Annotated in this window: 13 protein-coding genes and 1 tRNA gene; 1 reads left to right on the top strand and 13 read right to left on the bottom strand. The window is 64.5% G+C overall.

The window, feature by feature from the left end; genetic code table 11:
- Positions 1 to 468: 468 nt before the first annotated feature.
- The 6 genes from M3O59_RS05645 to prpB all read right to left on the bottom strand — a co-directional run bounded on the left by M3O59_RS05645 (position 469) and on the right by prpB (position 10256).
- The gene (locus M3O59_RS05645) at positions 469 to 1470 is read right to left on the bottom strand and encodes a nucleoside hydrolase (protein WP_116906539.1); all 1002 of its coding nucleotides are present in this window, start codon (positions 1468 to 1470) and stop codon (positions 469 to 471) included.
- A gap of 76 nt (positions 1471 to 1546) precedes the next feature.
- Entirely contained in the window at positions 1547 to 3763 is a 2217-nt protein-coding gene (locus M3O59_RS05640; protein WP_116906538.1) for a TonB-dependent receptor, read from the bottom strand.
- Between the two features lie 286 nt (positions 3764 to 4049).
- The gene (gene prpF / locus M3O59_RS05635) at positions 4050 to 5249 is read right to left on the bottom strand and encodes a 2-methylaconitate cis-trans isomerase PrpF (RefSeq protein ID WP_249046076.1); all 1200 of its coding nucleotides are present in this window, start codon (positions 5247 to 5249) and stop codon (positions 4050 to 4052) included.
- Positions 5250 to 5332: 83 nt separating this feature from the next.
- Positions 5333 to 7939: a Fe/S-dependent 2-methylisocitrate dehydratase AcnD gene (gene acnD / locus M3O59_RS05630; RefSeq protein ID WP_116906546.1), complete on the bottom strand. Its 2607-nt coding sequence runs from the start codon at positions 7937 to 7939 to the stop codon at positions 5333 to 5335.
- A 190-nt stretch (positions 7940 to 8129) separates the two neighbouring features.
- Positions 8130 to 9284, bottom strand: coding sequence for a bifunctional 2-methylcitrate synthase/citrate synthase (gene prpC, locus M3O59_RS05625; protein ID WP_116906536.1), 1155 nt, complete (start codon positions 9282 to 9284; stop codon positions 8130 to 8132).
- A 75-nt stretch (positions 9285 to 9359) separates the two neighbouring features.
- Positions 9360 to 10256, bottom strand: coding sequence for a methylisocitrate lyase (prpB, locus tag M3O59_RS05620; protein WP_116906535.1), 897 nt, complete (start codon positions 10254 to 10256; stop codon positions 9360 to 9362).
- A gap of 145 nt (positions 10257 to 10401) precedes the next feature.
- On the opposite strand from prpB, the gene prpR reads away from it, so the two are divergent.
- Entirely contained in the window at positions 10402 to 12003 is a 1602-nt protein-coding gene (prpR, locus tag M3O59_RS05615) for a propionate catabolism operon regulatory protein PrpR (protein ID WP_116906534.1), read from the top strand.
- A 235-nt stretch (positions 12004 to 12238) separates the two neighbouring features.
- Here prpR and M3O59_RS05610 read toward each other — a convergent pair whose 3' ends face one another.
- From M3O59_RS05610 to M3O59_RS05580, 7 genes are all read right to left on the bottom strand, one after another.
- Positions 12239 to 12565 carry a hypothetical protein gene (locus M3O59_RS05610; protein WP_116906533.1) on the bottom strand — a complete coding sequence of 109 codons (327 nt, stop codon included), beginning with the start codon at positions 12563 to 12565 and terminating at the stop codon, positions 12239 to 12241.
- 370 nt (positions 12566 to 12935) lie between these two features.
- Positions 12936 to 13734, bottom strand: a protein-coding gene (locus M3O59_RS05605) for an IS5 family transposase (RefSeq protein ID WP_373419007.1) whose coding sequence is annotated in 2 segments (ribosomal slippage) — positions 12936 to 13464 and positions 13463 to 13734 — 801 coding nt in all. Because the reading frame shifts where the segments join, the coding sequence is not laid out codon by codon here.
- A gap of 235 nt (positions 13735 to 13969) precedes the next feature.
- A tRNA-Val gene (locus M3O59_RS05600) sits at positions 13970 to 14044 on the bottom strand.
- A gap of 158 nt (positions 14045 to 14202) precedes the next feature.
- Positions 14203 to 14556 carry a PilZ domain-containing protein gene (locus M3O59_RS05595; RefSeq protein ID WP_003483889.1) on the bottom strand — a complete coding sequence of 118 codons (354 nt, stop codon included), beginning with the start codon at positions 14554 to 14556 and terminating at the stop codon, positions 14203 to 14205.
- On the bottom strand, positions 14553 to 15512 hold the full coding sequence (locus M3O59_RS05590; RefSeq protein ID WP_116906605.1) for a DNA polymerase III subunit delta': 960 nt from the start codon (positions 15510 to 15512) through the stop codon (positions 14553 to 14555). The genes M3O59_RS05595 and M3O59_RS05590 overlap by 4 nt, the downstream gene beginning before the upstream one ends.
- Positions 15509 to 16582 carry an endolytic transglycosylase MltG gene (mltG, locus tag M3O59_RS05585; protein ID WP_064631601.1) on the bottom strand — a complete coding sequence of 358 codons (1074 nt, stop codon included), beginning with the start codon at positions 16580 to 16582 and terminating at the stop codon, positions 15509 to 15511. Before mltG ends, M3O59_RS05590 begins: the two co-directional genes overlap by 4 nt.
- 60 nt (positions 16583 to 16642) lie before the next feature.
- Positions 16643 to 17998: an aminodeoxychorismate synthase component I gene (locus M3O59_RS05580; protein WP_116906604.1), complete on the bottom strand. Its 1356-nt coding sequence runs from the start codon at positions 17996 to 17998 to the stop codon at positions 16643 to 16645.
- Between the last annotated feature and the right edge of the window lie 123 nt (positions 17999 to 18121).

The following is an 18121-nucleotide window of genomic DNA, read 5'->3' as shown; positions in this document are numbered from 1 at the left end:
AGTTGCGGCTTGGCTGCAGGGCCCTTGCCCGCCCACCATCGCGGGACACGCCGCAAGTACGTCCCTGTAGGCTCTTACGCGGCATCCATGCCGCGTAAGGTCCCGCGATGGTGGGCGTGCAAGGACCAGTCAAGATGGTCGGTGTGCAGGGCGCAAACAGGGCATGGCGTGCATTGTTCGGATGATGGTGCGTCCAACAAACGTTCCATCACAAGCAGAGCAACAAGCAGGCGTTCAACAAAGCAACCGACGCATTTTCTGGTGCGGTGTCCTCGCCGATTGCGGGACCGTGTGGCGGCATGGATGCCGCCACCGAGCCTACAAGGACGTACTTGCGGCGTGTCCCGCGAGCGGTGAGGACACCGTGCGCACGACCAACCAGGCTTTTGACTGCATCCCAAAAGTACGGCCAATGAAACCACTGCGCTCGCCACCAAGTCGGCGCTCACCACATTTTGACAGTCACTCCTAGCGCAACTGCAGCACCGTACGCATGTACATCTCGATCAGCGCCGGTTTGTCCGCGCGCAAACAGGCCTGCACGTTCGGCGTGCCCGCGCCTTCGCGCGTGTACCCCTGCCCATCCACATCCAGATGCAGCGGCGTGGTCGGGCACAAGCGCGGATCCAGCAACCAGGCGACCGGCACCACGTCGAACACGGTCGGGGTGGCGCTGGCCCAGGGCTGGTCGGTAGTGCGCCACTGGTAATAGAGCTGGGTCAGTGCGTCAGTCAGGCCGTCGCCATGGGCGAACAAGGCGATGCGCTCGGGTTCTTCCAGCATGATCTGGGTGGCGTCCAATGGCAGCAGCACGATCGGTACACCAGCCGCGAACACACGTTGCGCCGCCGAGACATCGGAGAGGATGTTGTACTCCGGCGCCGGTACGCTTGCCGGCCGATAGGCAGACTTGCCGTAACCCACCCGCACCGAGCCGCCCATCGCCACGATGCGCTTGAGCTTGGCAAAGCCGGCCGGGTCGCGCTGCTGCGCCAACGCCGCATCGGTCATCGGCCCCAATACCAGCAAGGTGACTTCGCCCGGATGCCGGCGCGCCTGCTGCAGGATCATTGCCGCCGCATCCGGCAGCTTGCCGGGCAACTGTCCCTTGGCGGCCCAGCGTGCCTGGCTGAAGGCAATGCTGCTGGTCGTGCGTGCACCCACCGCCAATGGAATCTCGCTGCGCCCGGCCTGCTGCAACAAGCGCTGCAACAGTTGCGCACGCAACGAGGTGTCGCCCCATGCCGATGCGATGCCCAGCACCTGCAACTGCGGGCTGCGCAACAGCAGCCCCAGCGCAAACGCATCGTCGATGTCGTCGCCAATGTCGGTGGAGACCACCAGCAGCTCGGTGGCCGTGGGCGGTTGCGCGGCCTGCGCTGTCGTCACCGCAGCCGCCTGCGCCTGGGCCACGGCAGCCGCGCAGCACAGCCCCGCAGTCAACCACGCATTTCGAATGATCCGCCGCATGCATCTCCTCCTGCCGCCATAAAAAAACCGCCGGCATGATCGCCGGCGGTTCGATGGTGCTACACCACAACGCCGATCAGAAGTTGGCGCGGAACTGCGCGCCTACGATGCGCGGGTCGTTGATGAAGCCGGTGAGGTTGTTGAAGTCGATCGCGCCGGTCACGCGGATCTGGTTGGTGCAGTTGCGGCAGAACACCGACAACTCGTACGCACCCGCGCCCCAGTTGTAACCGATCTTGGCGCCGCCCTCGACCAGCGGCTGGCCGGTGAATTCCTTGGAGTCGTACAGGAAGAAATTCACTTCGCTGCGGTACGACCAGTCGGTGTAGAAGAACAGCTCGCCGTCGTTGCCCATCGGGATGCCGTAACGCAGCGTGGCGTTGGCCATCCACTTGGACGCCTGCGGCAGGTCGTTGCCGTCGATCAACGCGTTGCCGGCCGCATTGAGCGGGTCGGTCACGGTGCAGGTACGGCACACGCCCACCGACAGGGCCGGGTCGTCGATGCGGGTCCAGTTGTAGGCACCGCCGGCGGTGACGCGCAGATTCTGGGTGAGCAGCGCTTCGAAGTCGAACTCGGCGCCGCGCCCCTTGGTCTTGTCGGCATTGAGCAGACGCACGTCGTTGGACGTGCCGCCCACTGCGGTGAGCTGCTGGTTCTTGACCCGGAAATCGTAGATGTCGAAGCTCAGACGCGCACGGTTGTCGAACAGGTCCGACTTGATGCCGACCTCGAACGAATCCACCGTCTCCGGCTCGGCCACGGTCAGCGGCGCGGTGTCCGAGGGCACGCCGAAGCTGGCGCCACGGAAGCCGCGTGCCGCACGTGCGTACACGTTGACGTCGTCGTTGATGGAGAACGTTGCGGCCAGATCGCCTGTGACCTTGGAGTTGTCGGTCTCGCCGCTGGATGGCTCGACCAGGGTGACGCGGTCCAGCGCCAGCACGTCGAAGGTCTTCTTGTCGTAGGTGTAGCGGATGCCGGCGCGCAGGTTCAGGCGGTCGGTGGCCGCGTAGTTCAACGAGCCGAATGCCGCCCACGAGGTGTTGCGCTGGCGGGTCAGCTGGTAGCTGGCCAGGTCGCCGCCGCTGAAGGTGTTGTAGGTGTAATTTTCGCCTTCCACATCGTCGTGGAAGTAGTACAGGCCGGCCTGCCAGTTGAGCGGGCCTTCGTACTGCGATTCGGCACGCAGTTCCTGGCTGTACTGGTCCAGGCTCTTGATGCCGCCGGCGGTTTCCACCGGGAACGGAATCACGCCCGGGCCGGACGGCGGCGCGAACACCGCGCCGAAGCCGCCGTCGATGTCGCCACGGCTGTAGTACTTGCCGATGCCCTCATACGCGGTGATCGAGTGCAGCGCGATGTCGCCCAGGTCCCAGGTCAGGTTGGCGCTGCCGCCGTAGGTCTGCAGTTCCTGGTTGTTGGCGCCGTCGATGAAGGATTTTTCTTCGTCGAAACCGTCCACCAGCTGATTGGTACCGGGCTGGATGATGTTGGCGCGGAACAGCCGCGCAGTGCCGTCCAGATGGCGCGCATGCGCGTTGAACAACGCACTGAAATCGTCGCTGGCCTGGTACAGCAGCTGCAGGCGCACGGCCGAATCGGTATAGCCTTCCAGATCGCGGCCATCGCGGTTTTCCACCCAATCGTCGCGGCGCTGGCCCAAGGTGGACAGACGCGCTGCCCAGTGCTCGCCCATCGCGATGCTCAGGCCACTTTCCAGGGTCATGGTGCCGTAGGTGCCGTAGGACAGGCTGGCGTAGCCGTCATTGGCGCCGATCGTCGGTTTGACCGAATTGAATTTGACCACGCCGGCCGGCGTATTGCGGCCGAACAACGTGCCCTGCGGGCCGCGCAGCACTTCCAGGCCTTCCAGATCGAAGATCGGGAAGCCCTTCAGGAATGCGTTTTCCTGGACCACGTCGTCATAGATCAACGACACCGGCTGCGAGGCGTAGGTATTGAAGTCGGTGTTGCCGTAGCCGCGGATATACACGCGCGGGAACACACGGCCGTTGGATGATTCGATGTTGAGGCTGGGCGCCTTGCCGGCCAGCACGCGGATATCCGAGCCGCTGGTGGAGATGGCATCCAGAAATTCCGGACGCAACACCGAGGCGGACACCGGCACGTCCTTGGAGTCTTCCGAGCGGCGCTCGACCGTGACCTTGACCGCATCCAGACGCACCACACCGTCGTCACTGGGCGCCTGCTGGGCGGCGGCGTAAAGCGGAAGAAGGGAAGCGACGGCAACGGCGAGCGCGCTGATCTTGAGCGACCGGCTGGCGGACATGGGGAGAACTCCGGATTCTGGTGGCGGGGCGGCCCGGCCTGCGTGCCGCGGCGCAACAGAATTAACACGATTTACACAAATATGGCAGAACCCGTACGAAAAAGTGTCCAGGATTTAGGAAAGCGTTCGAATTAATGCAACACGCCGGCGCAATTTGTGCGCTGGGACATACAGAGTCTCAGTCAGCGATGCTTGCAACATGTGGCGCCTGGGCGGGAGCGTGGCGGCAATCCTGATCGCAAACTATCGTCGTTCACCCAAACATCGAGCGCCCAACCAGTGCCGCTCACTCAACCTCGACAACGGCACCTGGCACCCGCACCCAGCCTTCCATCACGACTCGCGCACTGCGACTCATCAGCGCCTTGGTCACCTGCCACTGCCCGTCGACCAGCTGCGCCTGCGCACCCACCCGCAACGTGCCGGACGGATGCCCGAAGCGCACCGCCGAGCGCGCCGCGCCGCCGGCAGCCAGGTTGACCAAGGTGCCCGGCACCGCCGCAGCAGTGCCGATCGCCACCGCTGCCGTGCCCATCATCGCGTGGTGCAACTTGCCCATCGACATCGCACGCACCAGCAGGTCGATCTCGGCCGCGTGCACCGGCTTGCCGCTGGATGCGGTGTAGTCGGCCGGCGACGCCACCAAGGCGACCTTGGGCGTGTGCTGACGTGTAGCGGCGTCTTCTATCTTCGCAATCAAGCCCATCCGCACCGCGCCGTGCGCGCGCAGCGTTTCGAACATGATCAACGCCCGCGGGTCGCCATTGATGGCCTCCTGCAACTCGGTGCCGGTGTAGCCCAGATCGCGCGCGTTGACGAAGATGGTCGGAATGCCCGCATTGATCAGCGTGGCATCCAGCGTGCCCAGCCCGGGAATCTCCAATCGATCGATGAGATTGCCGGTGGGAAACATCGCCCCGCCCTCGCCTTCGGCATCATCGGCCGGGTCGAGAAACTCAAGCTGCACTTCGGCCGCCGGAAAGGTCACGCCGTCCAGTTCGAAGTCGCCGGTTTCCTGCACCTGGCCATCGGTCATGGGCACATGCGCCACAATCGTCTTGCCGATATTGGCCTGCCAGATCCGCACCGTGGCCACGCCATCGCGCGGCACGCGTGCCGGATCGATCAAGCCGCTGGCAATCGCGAACGGACCTACCGCCGCCGACAGATTGCCGCAGTTGCCGCTCCAATCCACGAATGCGCTATCGATGGACACCTGGCCAAACAGATAGTCCACATCGTGCCCGTCACGCGTACTGGCCGAGACGATCACGCTCTTGCTGGTGCTGGACGTCGCCCCGCCCATGCCATCGATCTGCTTGGCATACGGATCCGGGCTGCCGATCACCCGCAGCAACAGCGCATCGCGTGCAGCGCCCGGCTGCTGCGCGGCCGTCGGCAAATCCTGCAGACGGAAAAACACACCCTTGCTGGTGCCGCCACGCATGTAGGTGGCGGGGATACGGAGTTGGGGAAGATGGGTCATGGGAGGCCGGGATTGAGGATTAGGGCGGCGGTGCGATGGCGGCAGCCAGTGCCGTTAGTGCGCTTGCGGTGCAGATCTCGCTTTCAACGAATCTCGATTCCCGATTCCCGGCTCTCGAGAAAATCCTGCGCAAACCGCTGCAGCACACCACCGGCCTCGTAAATCGATACTTCTTCTGCAGTATCCAGCCGGCACGTGACCGGCACCTGCAGCTGCTCGCCATCGCCCCGGTGGATCGACAGCGTCAGCGTGGCGCCGGGCGTGCGCTCACCCACCACATCGAAGGTTTCGCTGCCATCGATACCCAGGGTCTTGCGATCGGTGCCCGGCTTGAACTCCAGCGGCAACACGCCCATGCCGATCAGGTTGGTGCGGTGGATTCGTTCGAAGCCTTCGGCCACGATCGCTTCCACACCGGCCAGCCGCACACCCTTGGCCGCCCAGTCGCGCGAGGAACCCTGCCCGTAATCGGCGCCGGCAATGATGATCAACGGCTGCTTGCGGGTCATATAGGTTTCGATCGCCTCCCACATGCGCAGCACCTGGCCTTCCGGTTCCAGGCGCGCCAGCGAGCCGGCCTTGACCTGCCCATCGACCACCGCCATTTCGTTGATCAATTTAGGGTTGGCAAAAGTAGCGCGCTGCGCGGTGAGGTGGTCGCCGCGATGGGTGGCGTAGGAATTGAAGTCTTCCTCCGGCACGCCCATCTGCGCCAGATATTCGCCTGCCGCGCTGCCGGCCATGATTGCGTTCGACGGCGACAGATGGTCGGTGGTGATGTTGTCGCCCAGCACCGCCAACGGGCGCATGCCGCGCAACGTACGGGTGCCGGCCAATGCACCTTCCCAATACGGTGGGCGGCGAATGTACGTGCTGGTCGGCCGCCAGTCGTACAGCGGGTTCACGCTGATGCCCTGCCCCACGCTGCGCTTGAACATCGGGTCGTACACGCTGCGGAAGTGCTCCGGCTTGACGCTGCGCGCCACCACTGCGTCGATCTCCGCATCGCTCGGCCACAGATCCTTGAGCGTGACCGCCACGCCGTCGGCATCGATGCCCAGCACGTCCTTCTCGATATCGAAGCGCACGGTTCCGGCGATTGCATAAGCGATCACCAACGGCGGCGAGGCAAGAAATGCCTGCTTGGCATACGGATGGATGCGCCCATCGAAATTGCGGTTGCCCGACAACACGGCCGTGGCATACAGATCGCGGTCGATGATCTCCTGCTGGATGGTCGGGTCCAGCGCACCGCTCATGCCATTGCAGGTGGTGCAGGCGAACGCCACGATGCCGAAGCCCAGCTGTTCCAGTTCGCTCAATAAACCGGCTTCTTCCAGGTACAGCTGCACTGCCTTGGAGCCCGGCGCCAGCGAACTTTTCACCCATGGTTTGCGGGTCAATCCACGCGCGTTGGCATTGCGCGCCAGCAAGCCGGCGGCGATGACATTGCGCGGGTTGGAGGTATTGGTGCACGAGGTGATCGCCGCGATGATGACTGCGCCATCGGGCATCTGGCCTGGCACGTCTTCCCACGTACCGGCAATGCCGCGCGCAGCCAGCTCGCTGGTCGCCACGCGCTTGTGCGGGTTGGAGGGCCCGGCCATGTTGCGCACCACGCTGGACAGATCGAACTGCAGCACACGCTCGTACTGCGCGGTGGCCAGATCGTCGGCCCACAGCCCGGTATGGCGTGCATAGTTCTCCACCAATGCCACCTGCGCGTCGTCGCGACCGGTGAGCCGCAGGTAATCGATGGTCTGCTGGTCGATGTAGAACATCGCCGCAGTCGCGCCAAATTCCGGCGTCATGTTGGAAATGGTCGCGCGGTCGCCGATGGTCAGCGCACTGGCACCTGCACCATAGAATTCAAGATAGGCGCCCACCACGCGTTGCTGGCGCAGGAATTCGGTCAATGCCAGCACGATGTCGGTGGCGGTGATGCCGGGCGCCGGCCGACCAGTCAATTCCACCCCGATGATGTCCGGCAAGCGCATCCACGAGGCGCGCCCCAGCATCACGTTCTCCGCTTCCAGGCCACCCACGCCCACCGCGATGACGCCCAGCGCATCCACATGCGGGGTGTGGCTGTCGGTGCCCACGCAGGTGTCCGGAAACGCCACACCGTCCAGCGTATAGATCACCGGCGACATCTTCTCCAGATTGATCTGATGCATGATCCCGTTGCCCGGCGGAATCACTTCCATATTCTCGAACGCACGCTTGGTCCACTCGATGAAATGGAAGCGATCGGCGTTGCGGCGGTCTTCCACGCTGCGGTTCTTGGCAAAGGCCTGCTTGTCGAAGCCGGCGTATTCCACCGCCAGCGAGTGATCGACGATCAGCTGCACCGGCACCACCGGATTGACCTGCGCCGGGTCGCCGCCCTGCTCGGCAATCGCATCACGCAAGCCGGCAAGATCCACCAATGCGGTCTGCCCAAGGATGTCGTGGCAGACCACGCGCGCCGGAAACCACGGAAAATCCAGCTCGCGCTTGCGCTCGATCAGCTGGCGCAGATACGCCTCCAGCATCTGTGGCCCGGCCCGCCGCACCAGGTTTTCCGCATGCACGCGTGCGGTGTACGGCAAGGTCGCGTACGCGCCGGGCTGCAGCGCATCGACGGCGGCGCGCGCATCGAAGTAATCCAACGAGGTGCCCGGCAAGGGCTTGCGGTACTGGCTGTTCATGGCTGGCGACATCACGAGGCGGGCGGGGGCTTTGGAGCGGGAATCGGGAATCGGGAATCGGGAATCGGGAATCGAAGTCAGCGTTTCATAGGCCTGCAGACTTTGCCGCGGCTGATCGCACTCGCAAGGCGCAATCGCCTTCATTGAAGAAGGCGACCAAGGCGGGCAAGTCAACGCCTACACGGCATCCTCAGCTGCGCTGATCCAGCGGCACGAACACCTGATCTTCCGGCCCGGTGTAATTGGCCGAAGGGCGAATGATCTTGCCGTCGACACGCTGCTCGATGATGTGCGCGCTCCAGCCGGCCGTGCGTGCCAGCACGAACAGCGGGGTGAACATCGCCGTCGGCACGCCCATCATGTGGTAGCTCACCGCACTGAACCAGTCCAGGTTCGGGAACATCTTCTTGATGTCCCACATCACGCTTTCCAGGCGCTGGGCGATGTCGTACATCTTGCGGCTGCCCTGTTCGTCAGAGAGTTCGCGCGCCACGTCCTTGATCACCTTGTTGCGCGGGTCGGACACCGTGTACACCGGATGCCCGAAGCCGATCACTAATTCCTTGCGCTCCACACGCGCCTTGATATCGGCTTCTGCTTCGTCCGGGGTGTCGTAGCGTTTCTGCACTTCGAAGGCCACTTCGTTGGCGCCCCCATGTTTGGGCCCGCGCAACGCGCCGATACCACCGGCAATGGCGCTGTACATATCGCTACCGGTCCCGGCAATCACCCGGCTCGCAAACGTGGACGCATTGAACTCGTGCTCGGCATACAGGATCAGGCTGGTGTGCATCGCGCGCACCCACGAGTCTTTCGGCGCAAAGCCATGCAGCAGATGCAGGAAGTGACCACCAATCGAATCGTCGTCGGTCTCCACTTCGATGCGCTTGCCGTTGTGGCTGTAGTGGTACCAATACAGCAGCATCGAGCCCAGCGAGGCCATCAGCTTGTCGGCGATGTCGCGCGCACCCGGGTGGTTATGGTCGTCTTTTTCCGGCTGCAGGCAGCCCAGCACCGAGACGCCGGTGCGCATCACATCCATCGGATGCGCCGACGGCGGCAGTTGTTCCAGCGCGGTTTTCACCGCCGCCGGCACACCGCGCAGCGAGCGCAGCTTGGCCTTGTAACCGCGCAATTCGCCGCTATTGGGCAGCTTGCCATGCACCAGCAGGTACGCAATTTCTTCGAACTCGCTGCTGGTGGCCAGATCGAGAATGTCGTAGCCGCGGTAATGCAGATCGTTGCCACTGCGCCCCACCGTGCACAGGGCCGTGTTGCCGGCGGCAGTGCCGGACAAGGCAACGGATTTTTTCGGCTTGAAACCAGGGTTGACGGTGTCGTTCATGCAATGAGCTCCCAAACTATGGCGTGTCGCGTTGTGACTGACGAGGTGGCAACGAAGGCGATCGGCAGAGCGCGATCATGCGCCTTTGCGTGCAAATAACGCATCCAGGCGCTGCTCGTAACTGTGGTACCCGATGCGTTCGTACAGCTCTTCGCGCGTCTGCATGCTGCCAAGCACCGCTTGCTGATGACCATCGCGCCGGATCGCCGTGTAAACCGCTTCGGCCGCCTTGTTGGCGGCGCGGAACGCCGACAACGGAAACAACTGGATCGCCACACCGGCTTGCGCCAGCTGGTCGCGCGTAAACAGCGGGGTCTTGCCGAATTCGGTGATGTTGGCCAATACCGGCACCTGCACCGCGTCGACAAAGCGCTGATAGGTCTCCAGGTCGTATGCCGCCTCGGCGAAGATGCCGTCGGCACCTGCTTCCACGCAGGCGATGGCGCGCTCGATCGCCGCGTCCACGCCTTCCATCTGGATCGCGTCGGTGCGCGCAATCAGGAAGAACGCCGCATCGGTCTTGGCATCGGCCGCCGCCTTGACCCGGTCCACCATCTCACCCTGGCTCACGATCTCCTTGCCCGGCCGGTGGCCGCAGCGCTTGGCGCCCACCTGGTCTTCGATATGGCAACCGGCCGCGCCGGCCTTGATCAGCGATTTGATGGTGCGTTCGATGTTGAACGCGCTCGGGCCGAAGCCGGTGTCCACGTCCACCAGCAGCGGCAGCGCACACACGTCGGTGATGCGGCGCACGTCGATCAGCACATCTTCCAGCGTGTTGATGCCCAGGTCCGGCAGGCCCAGCGACCCGGCCGCCACGCCACCACCAGACAGGTAGATCGCCTGATAGCCGGCGCGTTGGGCCAGCAACGCATGGTTGGCGTTGATCGCGCCAATCACCTGCAGCGGCGATTCGGCAGCCAGCGCAGCCCGGAAACGTGCTCCGGCGGAAGAGGTGGATGTGGGCGTCATGGCGGTTCCTTGAGTGGGTACAGTGGCTTATGCGCAAACATCGTGCCAAGCGCAAGCCGTTGATTCTTATGCGCATCGCTCCACCAGATGTTGCAATCATGCATCGCTTGTTTCAGCATGAAACATCTCGTAACGCGGCGATCCTGTGCAAAGCCATCTGCCTGCCGAGTCCACAGACACCTCCCTGCCCGTCATCTGGACCGTCAGCGTCTCGCGCCTGACCGGGTTGCTGGCCGATGTCATTCCCGAGTTCGACCAGCGCGCGCGCATCGAGCAGATCAACCTCGGCTTTGCCGAAGCGGTAGAGGTCATCGGCCAGCGCTTGCGCCGCGAACGCTGCGACGCACTGGTGGCCGGCGGTTCGAATGCCGCGTACCTGCGCAGCCGGCTTGCATTGCCCTTGGCGCCGATCCAGGCCACCGGGTTCGATCTGATGGAAGCACTGGCGCGCGCGCGCCGCATCGCGCCACGTATCGGCGTGGTCACCCATGCCAGCGATGTACCGTCGTTTCGTGCCTTCCAGCAGAGCTTCGAACTGGACATCGAACATCGCCGCTTCGTCACCGCCGAAGACGCGCGCGACTGCATTGCCGACCTGCGCGCCAGCGGCATCCAGGTCATCGTCGGCACCGGCATGGCGATCGATTTCGCCGAACAGGCCGGGCTGCCCGGCGTGCTGCTGTATTCGGCCGATTCGGTGCGCCATGCGCTGGAACAGGCCATCACCTTGGGCATCGCACCAGGCACCGACCGCGTTGCCGGCCGCACTGCCACGCGACGCGCACGCCGGACCGACGCCCTGCTCGGCGAAGACAGCGCGCTGCTGCAGGTGCGCACATTGGTGCAGCTGTACGCCCCACATGCCGGCACCGTGTTGATCAGCGGCGAGACCGGCACCGGCAAAGAACTGGTGGCGCGGCAACTGCATGCCGGCAGTCGCCGCCGCGGCCGCTTCGTGGCGATCAATTGCGGCGCCATCAGCGAGTCGTTGCTGGAAGCGGAACTGTTCGGCTACAGCGATGGCGCCTTCACCGGCGCACGCCGCGGCGGCCACACCGGCCTGATCGAAGCCGCGCAGGACGGCACGCTCTTTCTCGACGAAATCGGCGAGCTGCCGATGCCGCTACAGACACGGCTGCTGCGCGTGCTGGAAGAGCGCGAAGTGCTGCGCGTCGGCGCAACCGTGCCCGTCGCAGTCGACGTGCGCGTGGTCGCCGCCAGCCTGCAAGAGGTGCAGCAGCTGGTCGAACAAGGCCGCTTCCGCCGCGATCTGTTCTATCGCCTTGCCGCGTTGCGCATCGCACTGCCGCCGCTGCGCGATCGCAGCAACGACATCGCGTTGCTGCTTACGCATTACTTCCAGCAACTCGGCAACATCGCCTCGCCGCTGTCGCCTACCGCGTTGCAACGGCTGCAACAACACACCTGGCCCGGCAACGTGCGCGAGCTACGCAATCTGGTCGAACGCCTGTGCATTCACTGGAAAGCCCAACCGCACGACAGCCTGAGCCTGGAACAACTCGAACGCTGGGCACCGGAACTGTTCGATACGCATCTGCGCAACCGCGACGCCCCACTTGAGCACTCCAACCTGGCAACCTCCCGCCTGCAGCTCACCGCCGCCGCAGTCCGCGCCGCACTCGATCGCGCCAACGGCAACCGCGCGCTTGCCGCGCAGGCACTCGGCGTTTCACGTACGACGCTGTGGCGCTGGATGCAGGCGCAGGCGGCAGCATCGCGCGCGTAAGACACAGGCGCGTACTTCCATGACCCATCGAACTACGCGCACGCTTGGGCTTCCCCGCCCAGGCTGCAGACAAACACGCGGCATTGCGCGGGTAAACCCGCAGACGCGCGGTCCGCAATCGCAACGCCGCGCTGTGCACTCGAGGCGACATATTCCGATTGCCTGGCGAAGCCATCATGTCGCCAGGGCAGCGTCGCTCACTCCAGCGCACGCCCACTGACCGAGCGCTTCGCGCTCACTTGACCCGCGTGTACTCGGTGTCGCCCGTGCTCAGCTTGCCGGTCGCCTCGTCGATCGCGTAGTTGACCGTGCCAACCCCGTTGGACACCTGCAGAATGCCCTTGGTCAGCAGCGCCGGATGATTCCGGGTCTTGACGCCGTTGCCGAACAGCTCCGGCCGGGTGTCGCGAATGATGAAGCTCTCGCCATTGTGCTCGATGCTCAGCACGTTCTTTTCCGACTTCACATTGACCCACTTGCCCACGTACTGCTCGCCCACATCGCGGGCACAGCCACTCAGCAACACCATCGCAACCAGAGCACTTCCAAGCAGCGCCTTCATCGCCACACCTCTTCAACGCGGGGCCTCGCAGGATGGCAAGTCCTTGCTGAGCTCGCAACAAGCAGGCACGAGCGAGAGGCGCCTGGGCTGGGTGAAGTGTCTTCGGTTCGCTTCAAGTCGAGTACCAACCATTGAACGGGCGCGCCGATCTGGTGTACTGCCAAGCTTTCAAAACAGGAATGGCGACCATGCAACCGACAGCGTTGTACCCCCGTCTTCAAGCGTTACAAGCAATTGCATCCCGCATCTACGGAACCCGTTGGCAACACCCTATGGCACGAGCACTCTCGGTGCCACTCTCAACCTTGGCCGGATGGGTGCAGCACGAAACCGTGATGCCCGCCTCATACGTCAGCGTGTTAGAACCTGTTCACAATCTTCTGAGTAACAGTGCCAAGAAGGCCAAATGGATGAACTGCAGGCTGGTGTTGAGTTTGCGCTCGCAGTTCTTCCATAGCCTTCGGTTCTTCTCCAGCCAAGCAAAACTACGCTCGACAATCCATCGCTTGGGCATGACCTTGAAGGTGTGCAGTTCGCTGCGCTTGGCAATCTGCACCGTGAGCTGCTCGCCTAAAATCTCTCGCGCGCCGCTGGCAAACGGTACTCCGGTGTAACCGCCGTCGCACAGTAAGCTTTGTACAAGCGTCAGGTTTGACTGACAGCGCTCCAACGCCTGCAGCGCACCTTTGCGGTCGGTCACCTCCGCCGTCGTCACCGCGATTGCGTGGGGCAACCCCTGACTATCAACAGCGATATGCCGTTTGATGCCCGACACCTTCTTGCCTGCGTCATACCCCTTTTGCCCAGCTGTGTCCGTGTTCTTGACGCTCTGCGCGTCCACGATCAAGAACCTGGTGCAAGCGTTGCGCCCCTGTCTCACGCGGGCCACGCCAACCTGATTTTTTGAGCGCCCGCTCCAGCAGGCTCACCCCCTCATCGTCGCACTCGCTCCACTTGGCAAAGTACGAGTGCACGGTCCGCCACTTCGGAAAGTCGCTGGGTAGCGCTCGCCATTGGCAACCGGTTCGCAGCACGTACAACACTGCGCACCACACCTCATATAAATCCACACGGCGTGGCTTGGTGCGCTTGCGCGCTTGTTCCAGGATCGGCAGCACGTGTGCGAACTGCTCCCGGCTCATGTCACTCGGATAGGTCTTTTGGCGCATCCGCATAGTCTGCACTGATCTGCGAAGATCGTGAACAGGTTCTTAGTTCGACTTGGTCGACAGCATGCTCGGATATGTCACGCACTATGTGACGCGATTGAAATGATTGAGCGCGAAAAGGACGCTTTACCTTGATCTGCCAATCGACAACGTCTGAAGATGACCCACAAAAAAGCCGGCACGTGGCCGGCTCTTTTCTTCTCGCGCTGAAACCCTTGCTGCTACTGGATTTCAATGGTGGGCGGTACAAGGTTCGAACTTGTGACCCTTGCCGTGTGAAGGCAATGCTCTACCGCTGAGCTAACCGCCCGGTGACGCGAGCCGCACATTATAGGGCAGCTGCAGCAGTCGTCAACAGTTGTTTACATGCGCCTGTTACGCAACGAATCCACACCCGTCTCGCTGGCGATCTGACACGGCGGCTCAGCCGTATGCCTCGCGCAAGATGGTGCCGTGGCACCAACTACGTCACATCGTATGCGTCGGCTTATCCGATGTGGTCAACCCCGCCAGCAGGGTCTCGATCTTGTTGCGCACCGCCTCGCCTTCCGGGCCATCGGGAAACTGCACGCCAATGCCGGCGGCGCGGTTGCCCTGGGCACCGGCCGGGGTGGTCCAGATGACCTTGCCGGCCACCGGCAGGCGCTCGCTGGAGTCCGGCAGGGTCAGCAGCAGGAACACTTCGTCGCCCAGCATATAGCGCTTGGGCGTGGGCACGAAGATGCCGCCACCTTTCACGAACGGCATGTAGGCGCTGTAGAGCGCTGGCTTGTCTTTCAACGCCAGCGACAAAATGCCTTGGCGTGCATTCATTGCACTCATCGAGTTCCCCTAGAACGTGGCTGGCGCTCTCCCTCGCGCCAGGCCAGCAACAGTTCCGTCACTGCCAGGTCGGCGCGGACGGTGGTGCGCAGCAGGTCGCGGGTGCGGTTGGCGGCGTCGAACCAGGTCGCCAGCTTGTGCAACCGCGATGGATCGGTCAAGCCGGCCGATGCCTGCGCCAGTGCCAGATCGGCGGCATGGCGCAGGCGTTGATCGGCCTGGCCGTCGTTGGTCCAGCGCTGCGCGACATCCACCGCGCCGACGCGGCCGCTGGCGATCTGCTCCAGATCCTGCGCCACCGCACGCCGCACCGCCAGGCCGTCTTCGCGCAACCACTGCGCGGCAAGGCCTGGATGGCCACGGGCGGCGTCCAGCGCCTCCTGCGCGACGCCTTCGTTGACGCCTTGCGACAGCACCCAGGCCAGCGCTTCGTGCGCCGGCGGCAGTTTGAATTCCAGGCGCTGGCAGCGGCTGCGGATGGTCGCCGGCAAGCGCGCCGGCTGGGCGCTGATCAACCACAGATAGCGGCCCGGCGACGGCTCTTCCAGGGTCTTGAGCAAGGCATTGCAGGCAGCGCGATTAATCGCATCTGCCGGGTCCACGATCACCACCTGGGCAATGCCGTACTGCGGTGTGAGCGAGAGTTTTTGCGAAATCTCGCGCACCTGCTCGATGACGATCTCGGTACGCAGCTTGTCGCCGGTGCGATTGGGAATGAACGAGATCAGTTGCAGGTCCGGGTGGGTGCCTGCGGCGATCAACTGCCGCGTACGTTGCGCCAACGCCGGGTCCGGCGAACTGGCCAGCACATGCTCGGCCAACGCCAGGGCGACCGCGCGCTTGCCCAGCCCTTCCGGGCCGCAGATCAGCAACCCGTGTCCAAGCCGTCCGGCATCCAGCGCGGCCACGGTCTGGTCGAAGGCGCGTTGCTGCCAGGGCGAAAATGTGGCGGTCATGGCGTGGGCTCCGTTTGCGGGGCGCTCGGCAGGCGGCGGCGCCGCAGGTAACGCGCCACCGCCGCATTGTGCTCGGCCAGCGTGGCCGAGAACGCGTGCGCGCCGGTGCCATCGCCAACCGCGACGAAGTACAAGGCATCCCCGGGCGCAGGGCGCACCGCCGCCAGCAAGGCTTCACGGCCCGGCATGGCAATCGGCGTCGGCGTCAGGCCTGTGCGCGTATAGGTGTTGTACGGCGTGTCGGTGGTCAGGTCGCGACGGCGGATATTGCCGTCGTAGCTGCTGCCGATGCCGTAGATCACGGTCGGGTCGGTCTGCAGCTTCATACCCCGCTGCAGGCGGCGCAGGAACACCCCGGCAATCAGCGGGCGCTCGGAGCCCAGGGCAGTTTCTTTTTCGATGATCGACGCCAGGATCAATGCCTGTTCCGGCGAGCCGAGCGGCAGATCGGGGGCGCGCTGTTCCCAGGCCTGCGCCAATGTCTTGTCCATGGCCGCGTGTGCGCGCTTGAGCACGTCCAGATCGCTGTCGCTGCGCTGGTAGAGATAGGTTTCCGGCAGGAAGCGCCCTTCCGGATGCTGCTTGGCAAATCCCAACCGCGCCATCACAGCCGCATCGTCCAGCGCGCCGATGGAGTGCTGCAACGGCGTGGCGGTAGCCAGTGCCGCGCGCAATTGGCGGAAATTCCAGCCCTCCACGATCGTGAAGCGGTACTGGATCACCCGGCCCTGGCGCATGCGCACGAGCAACTCGCGCGGCGACAAGGCCGGCGCCAGCGCATATTCGCCCACCTTGAGCTTGCCGGCCGCATCGACCTGGCGCGCGAGCAGCTGCCATTCCAGATCCGTGCCCTGCGCCACGCCGGCATCGCGCAACTTGCGTAGCGTGACATTGAGCGAATCGCCGGGCGCAATCACCACACTGGGCGCGCTCGCGCTCACTGGTGTATCGGCGAAGTGCAGGTAATGCCGCCACGCCACCACCGCGGCAATCGCCAGCAGCGCTGCGAGCAGCAATGCCGTGCCCAGCACGGCCAGACATCCGCGTTTGCCAGTCACCGCCACACCCACCTCGTCATTGCCCCAGCGCCGCGCAGGATACCGCGCGCCGGTGATGTCCCGTTGAAGCGCTCATGTCTGCTCGATCGCGCGCAACACGCCGCGCGCCTTGGCGCGGGTTTCGTCCAGCTCGCGCTGCGGGTCCGAATCCACCACGATCCCGGCGCCGGTGCGGAAACGCACCTGCTGGCCTGCGACTTCGGCGGTACGGATCAGGATATTCAGATCCATGTCGCCATCGCGGTTGAGCCAGCCGAGTGCGCCGGTATAGGCGCCGCGCGCGGTCTGTTCGAGCTCGGCGATGATCTGCATGCAGCGCACCTTGGGGCAACCGGTGATGGTGCCGCCGGGAAACACCGCCGCGATCACCGCGCCCGGGGTCACCCCGGCGCGCAGGCGGCCACGCACGTTACTGACGATGTGGTGCACATGCGCGTAGCTCTCCACGCACATCAGCTCGTCCACCTCCACCGTGCCGGGCGCGCAGAGGCGGCCCAGGTCGTTGCGCTCCAGATCGATCAGCATGACGTGTTCGGCGCGCTCCTTCGGATGGCCGACCAGCTCGCGGATGCGTGCGGCATCGTCGTCGCCGGCAAAGCGCGCGCGGGTGCCGGCGATCGGGCGCGTCTGCACCACATCGCCCTGCACCGACACCAGCCGTTCGGGCGAGGAACTGGCTACCGCACGCCCGGCCGCCACAAACAGGCCGGCAAACGGTGCCGGATTTGCAGCACGCAAACGCGCGTGCAGCGCGGCCGGGTCGACCACAGCAGCGAATACCGCATGCCAGGCGCGCGAGATATTGGCCTGGAAGACATCGCCGGCGCGCAGGTAATCGAGCACGCGCTCCACCGCGGCGGTGAAGCGCTCGGGCGCGTCTTCTTCCACCGCAACCGGCCCGCTCCACGCAGGCAACGGCGGCAGTGCAGCGCACGCAGCGATGTCGTCGTCGATCTGCTGCAGCAAGTCCTCGCGCCCCGCTTCGGCCAGCGCAACGCAGCGCCCTTCCACGCGGTCGCGCAATACCGCTGCCGGCGCGCGCAACGCCAGCGCAGTGGGCAAGCCATCGGTGCGCCCGGGCAGCTGCAGAATCGGTTCGACCTGCGCGGCCAGTTCGTAATCCAGCAGCACCGCCCAACCGCCACGGAACGGCCATGGGCTTGCCGCATCGTGCGGCAGACGCTCGGCCTGCCAGGCGGCATCCAGCGCGTCCAGAAACGTGCATTCGCGTACCCGGCCCTCGCCATCGCGGGTGCGGCCATCGGCATCCAGCCGCAGGCTGGGGCCCTCTGCCAGCAGCAGCACATCCCAGCGCCCGTGGGCGGTGCCGGAGGCGCTGGATTCGAGCAGGGCCGGATAGCGCTGCGGTGCCAGCCGATGCAGCGCCAGCAGGTCGATGTCCGCGTGCAGTGATCGGGTGAGCGTCATCGGTCCGGCGTGGCGTAAGGTGCAGACGCGCGCCGCTACGGTAAACGCAGCGCGCGCGATGAGATGGATCGACTGTCATTCGGAAACGGCAGCAGCGACTGCCACGCGGATGCATCACGCGTG

This window comes from Xanthomonas nasturtii (genome assembly GCF_023337365.3).
Classification (GTDB): domain Bacteria; phylum Pseudomonadota; class Gammaproteobacteria; order Xanthomonadales; family Xanthomonadaceae; genus Xanthomonas; species Xanthomonas nasturtii.
The sequence above is the reverse complement of the archived record's forward strand: the minus strand, read 5'-3'. Positions and strand labels throughout refer to the sequence as shown.

Coding starts and splice junctions, on each gene's coding strand:
- M3O59_RS05645 (WP_116906539.1), bottom strand. CDS start 1,470: ATGCGGCGGATCATTCGAAATGCGTGGTTGACTGCGGGGCTGTGCTGC.
- M3O59_RS05640 (WP_116906538.1), bottom strand. CDS start 3,763: ATGTCCGCCAGCCGGTCGCTCAAGATCAGCGCGCTCGCCGTTGCCGTC.
- prpF (WP_249046076.1), bottom strand. CDS start 5,249: ATGACCCATCTTCCCCAACTCCGTATCCCCGCCACCTACATGCGTGGC.
- acnD (WP_116906546.1), bottom strand. CDS start 7,939: ATGAACAGCCAGTACCGCAAGCCCTTGCCGGGCACCTCGTTGGATTAC.
- prpC (WP_116906536.1), bottom strand. CDS start 9,284: ATGAACGACACCGTCAACCCTGGTTTCAAGCCGAAAAAATCCGTTGCC.
- prpB (WP_116906535.1), bottom strand. CDS start 10,256: ATGACGCCCACATCCACCTCTTCCGCCGGAGCACGTTTCCGGGCTGCG.
- M3O59_RS05610 (WP_116906533.1), bottom strand. CDS start 12,565: ATGAAGGCGCTGCTTGGAAGTGCTCTGGTTGCGATGGTGTTGCTGAGT.
- M3O59_RS05595 (WP_003483889.1), bottom strand. CDS start 14,556: ATGAGTGCAATGAATGCACGCCAAGGCATTTTGTCGCTGGCGTTGAAA.
- M3O59_RS05590 (WP_116906605.1), bottom strand. CDS start 15,512: ATGACCGCCACATTTTCGCCCTGGCAGCAACGCGCCTTCGACCAGACC.
- M3O59_RS05580 (WP_116906604.1), bottom strand. CDS start 17,998: ATGACGCTCACCCGATCACTGCACGCGGACATCGACCTGCTGGCGCTG.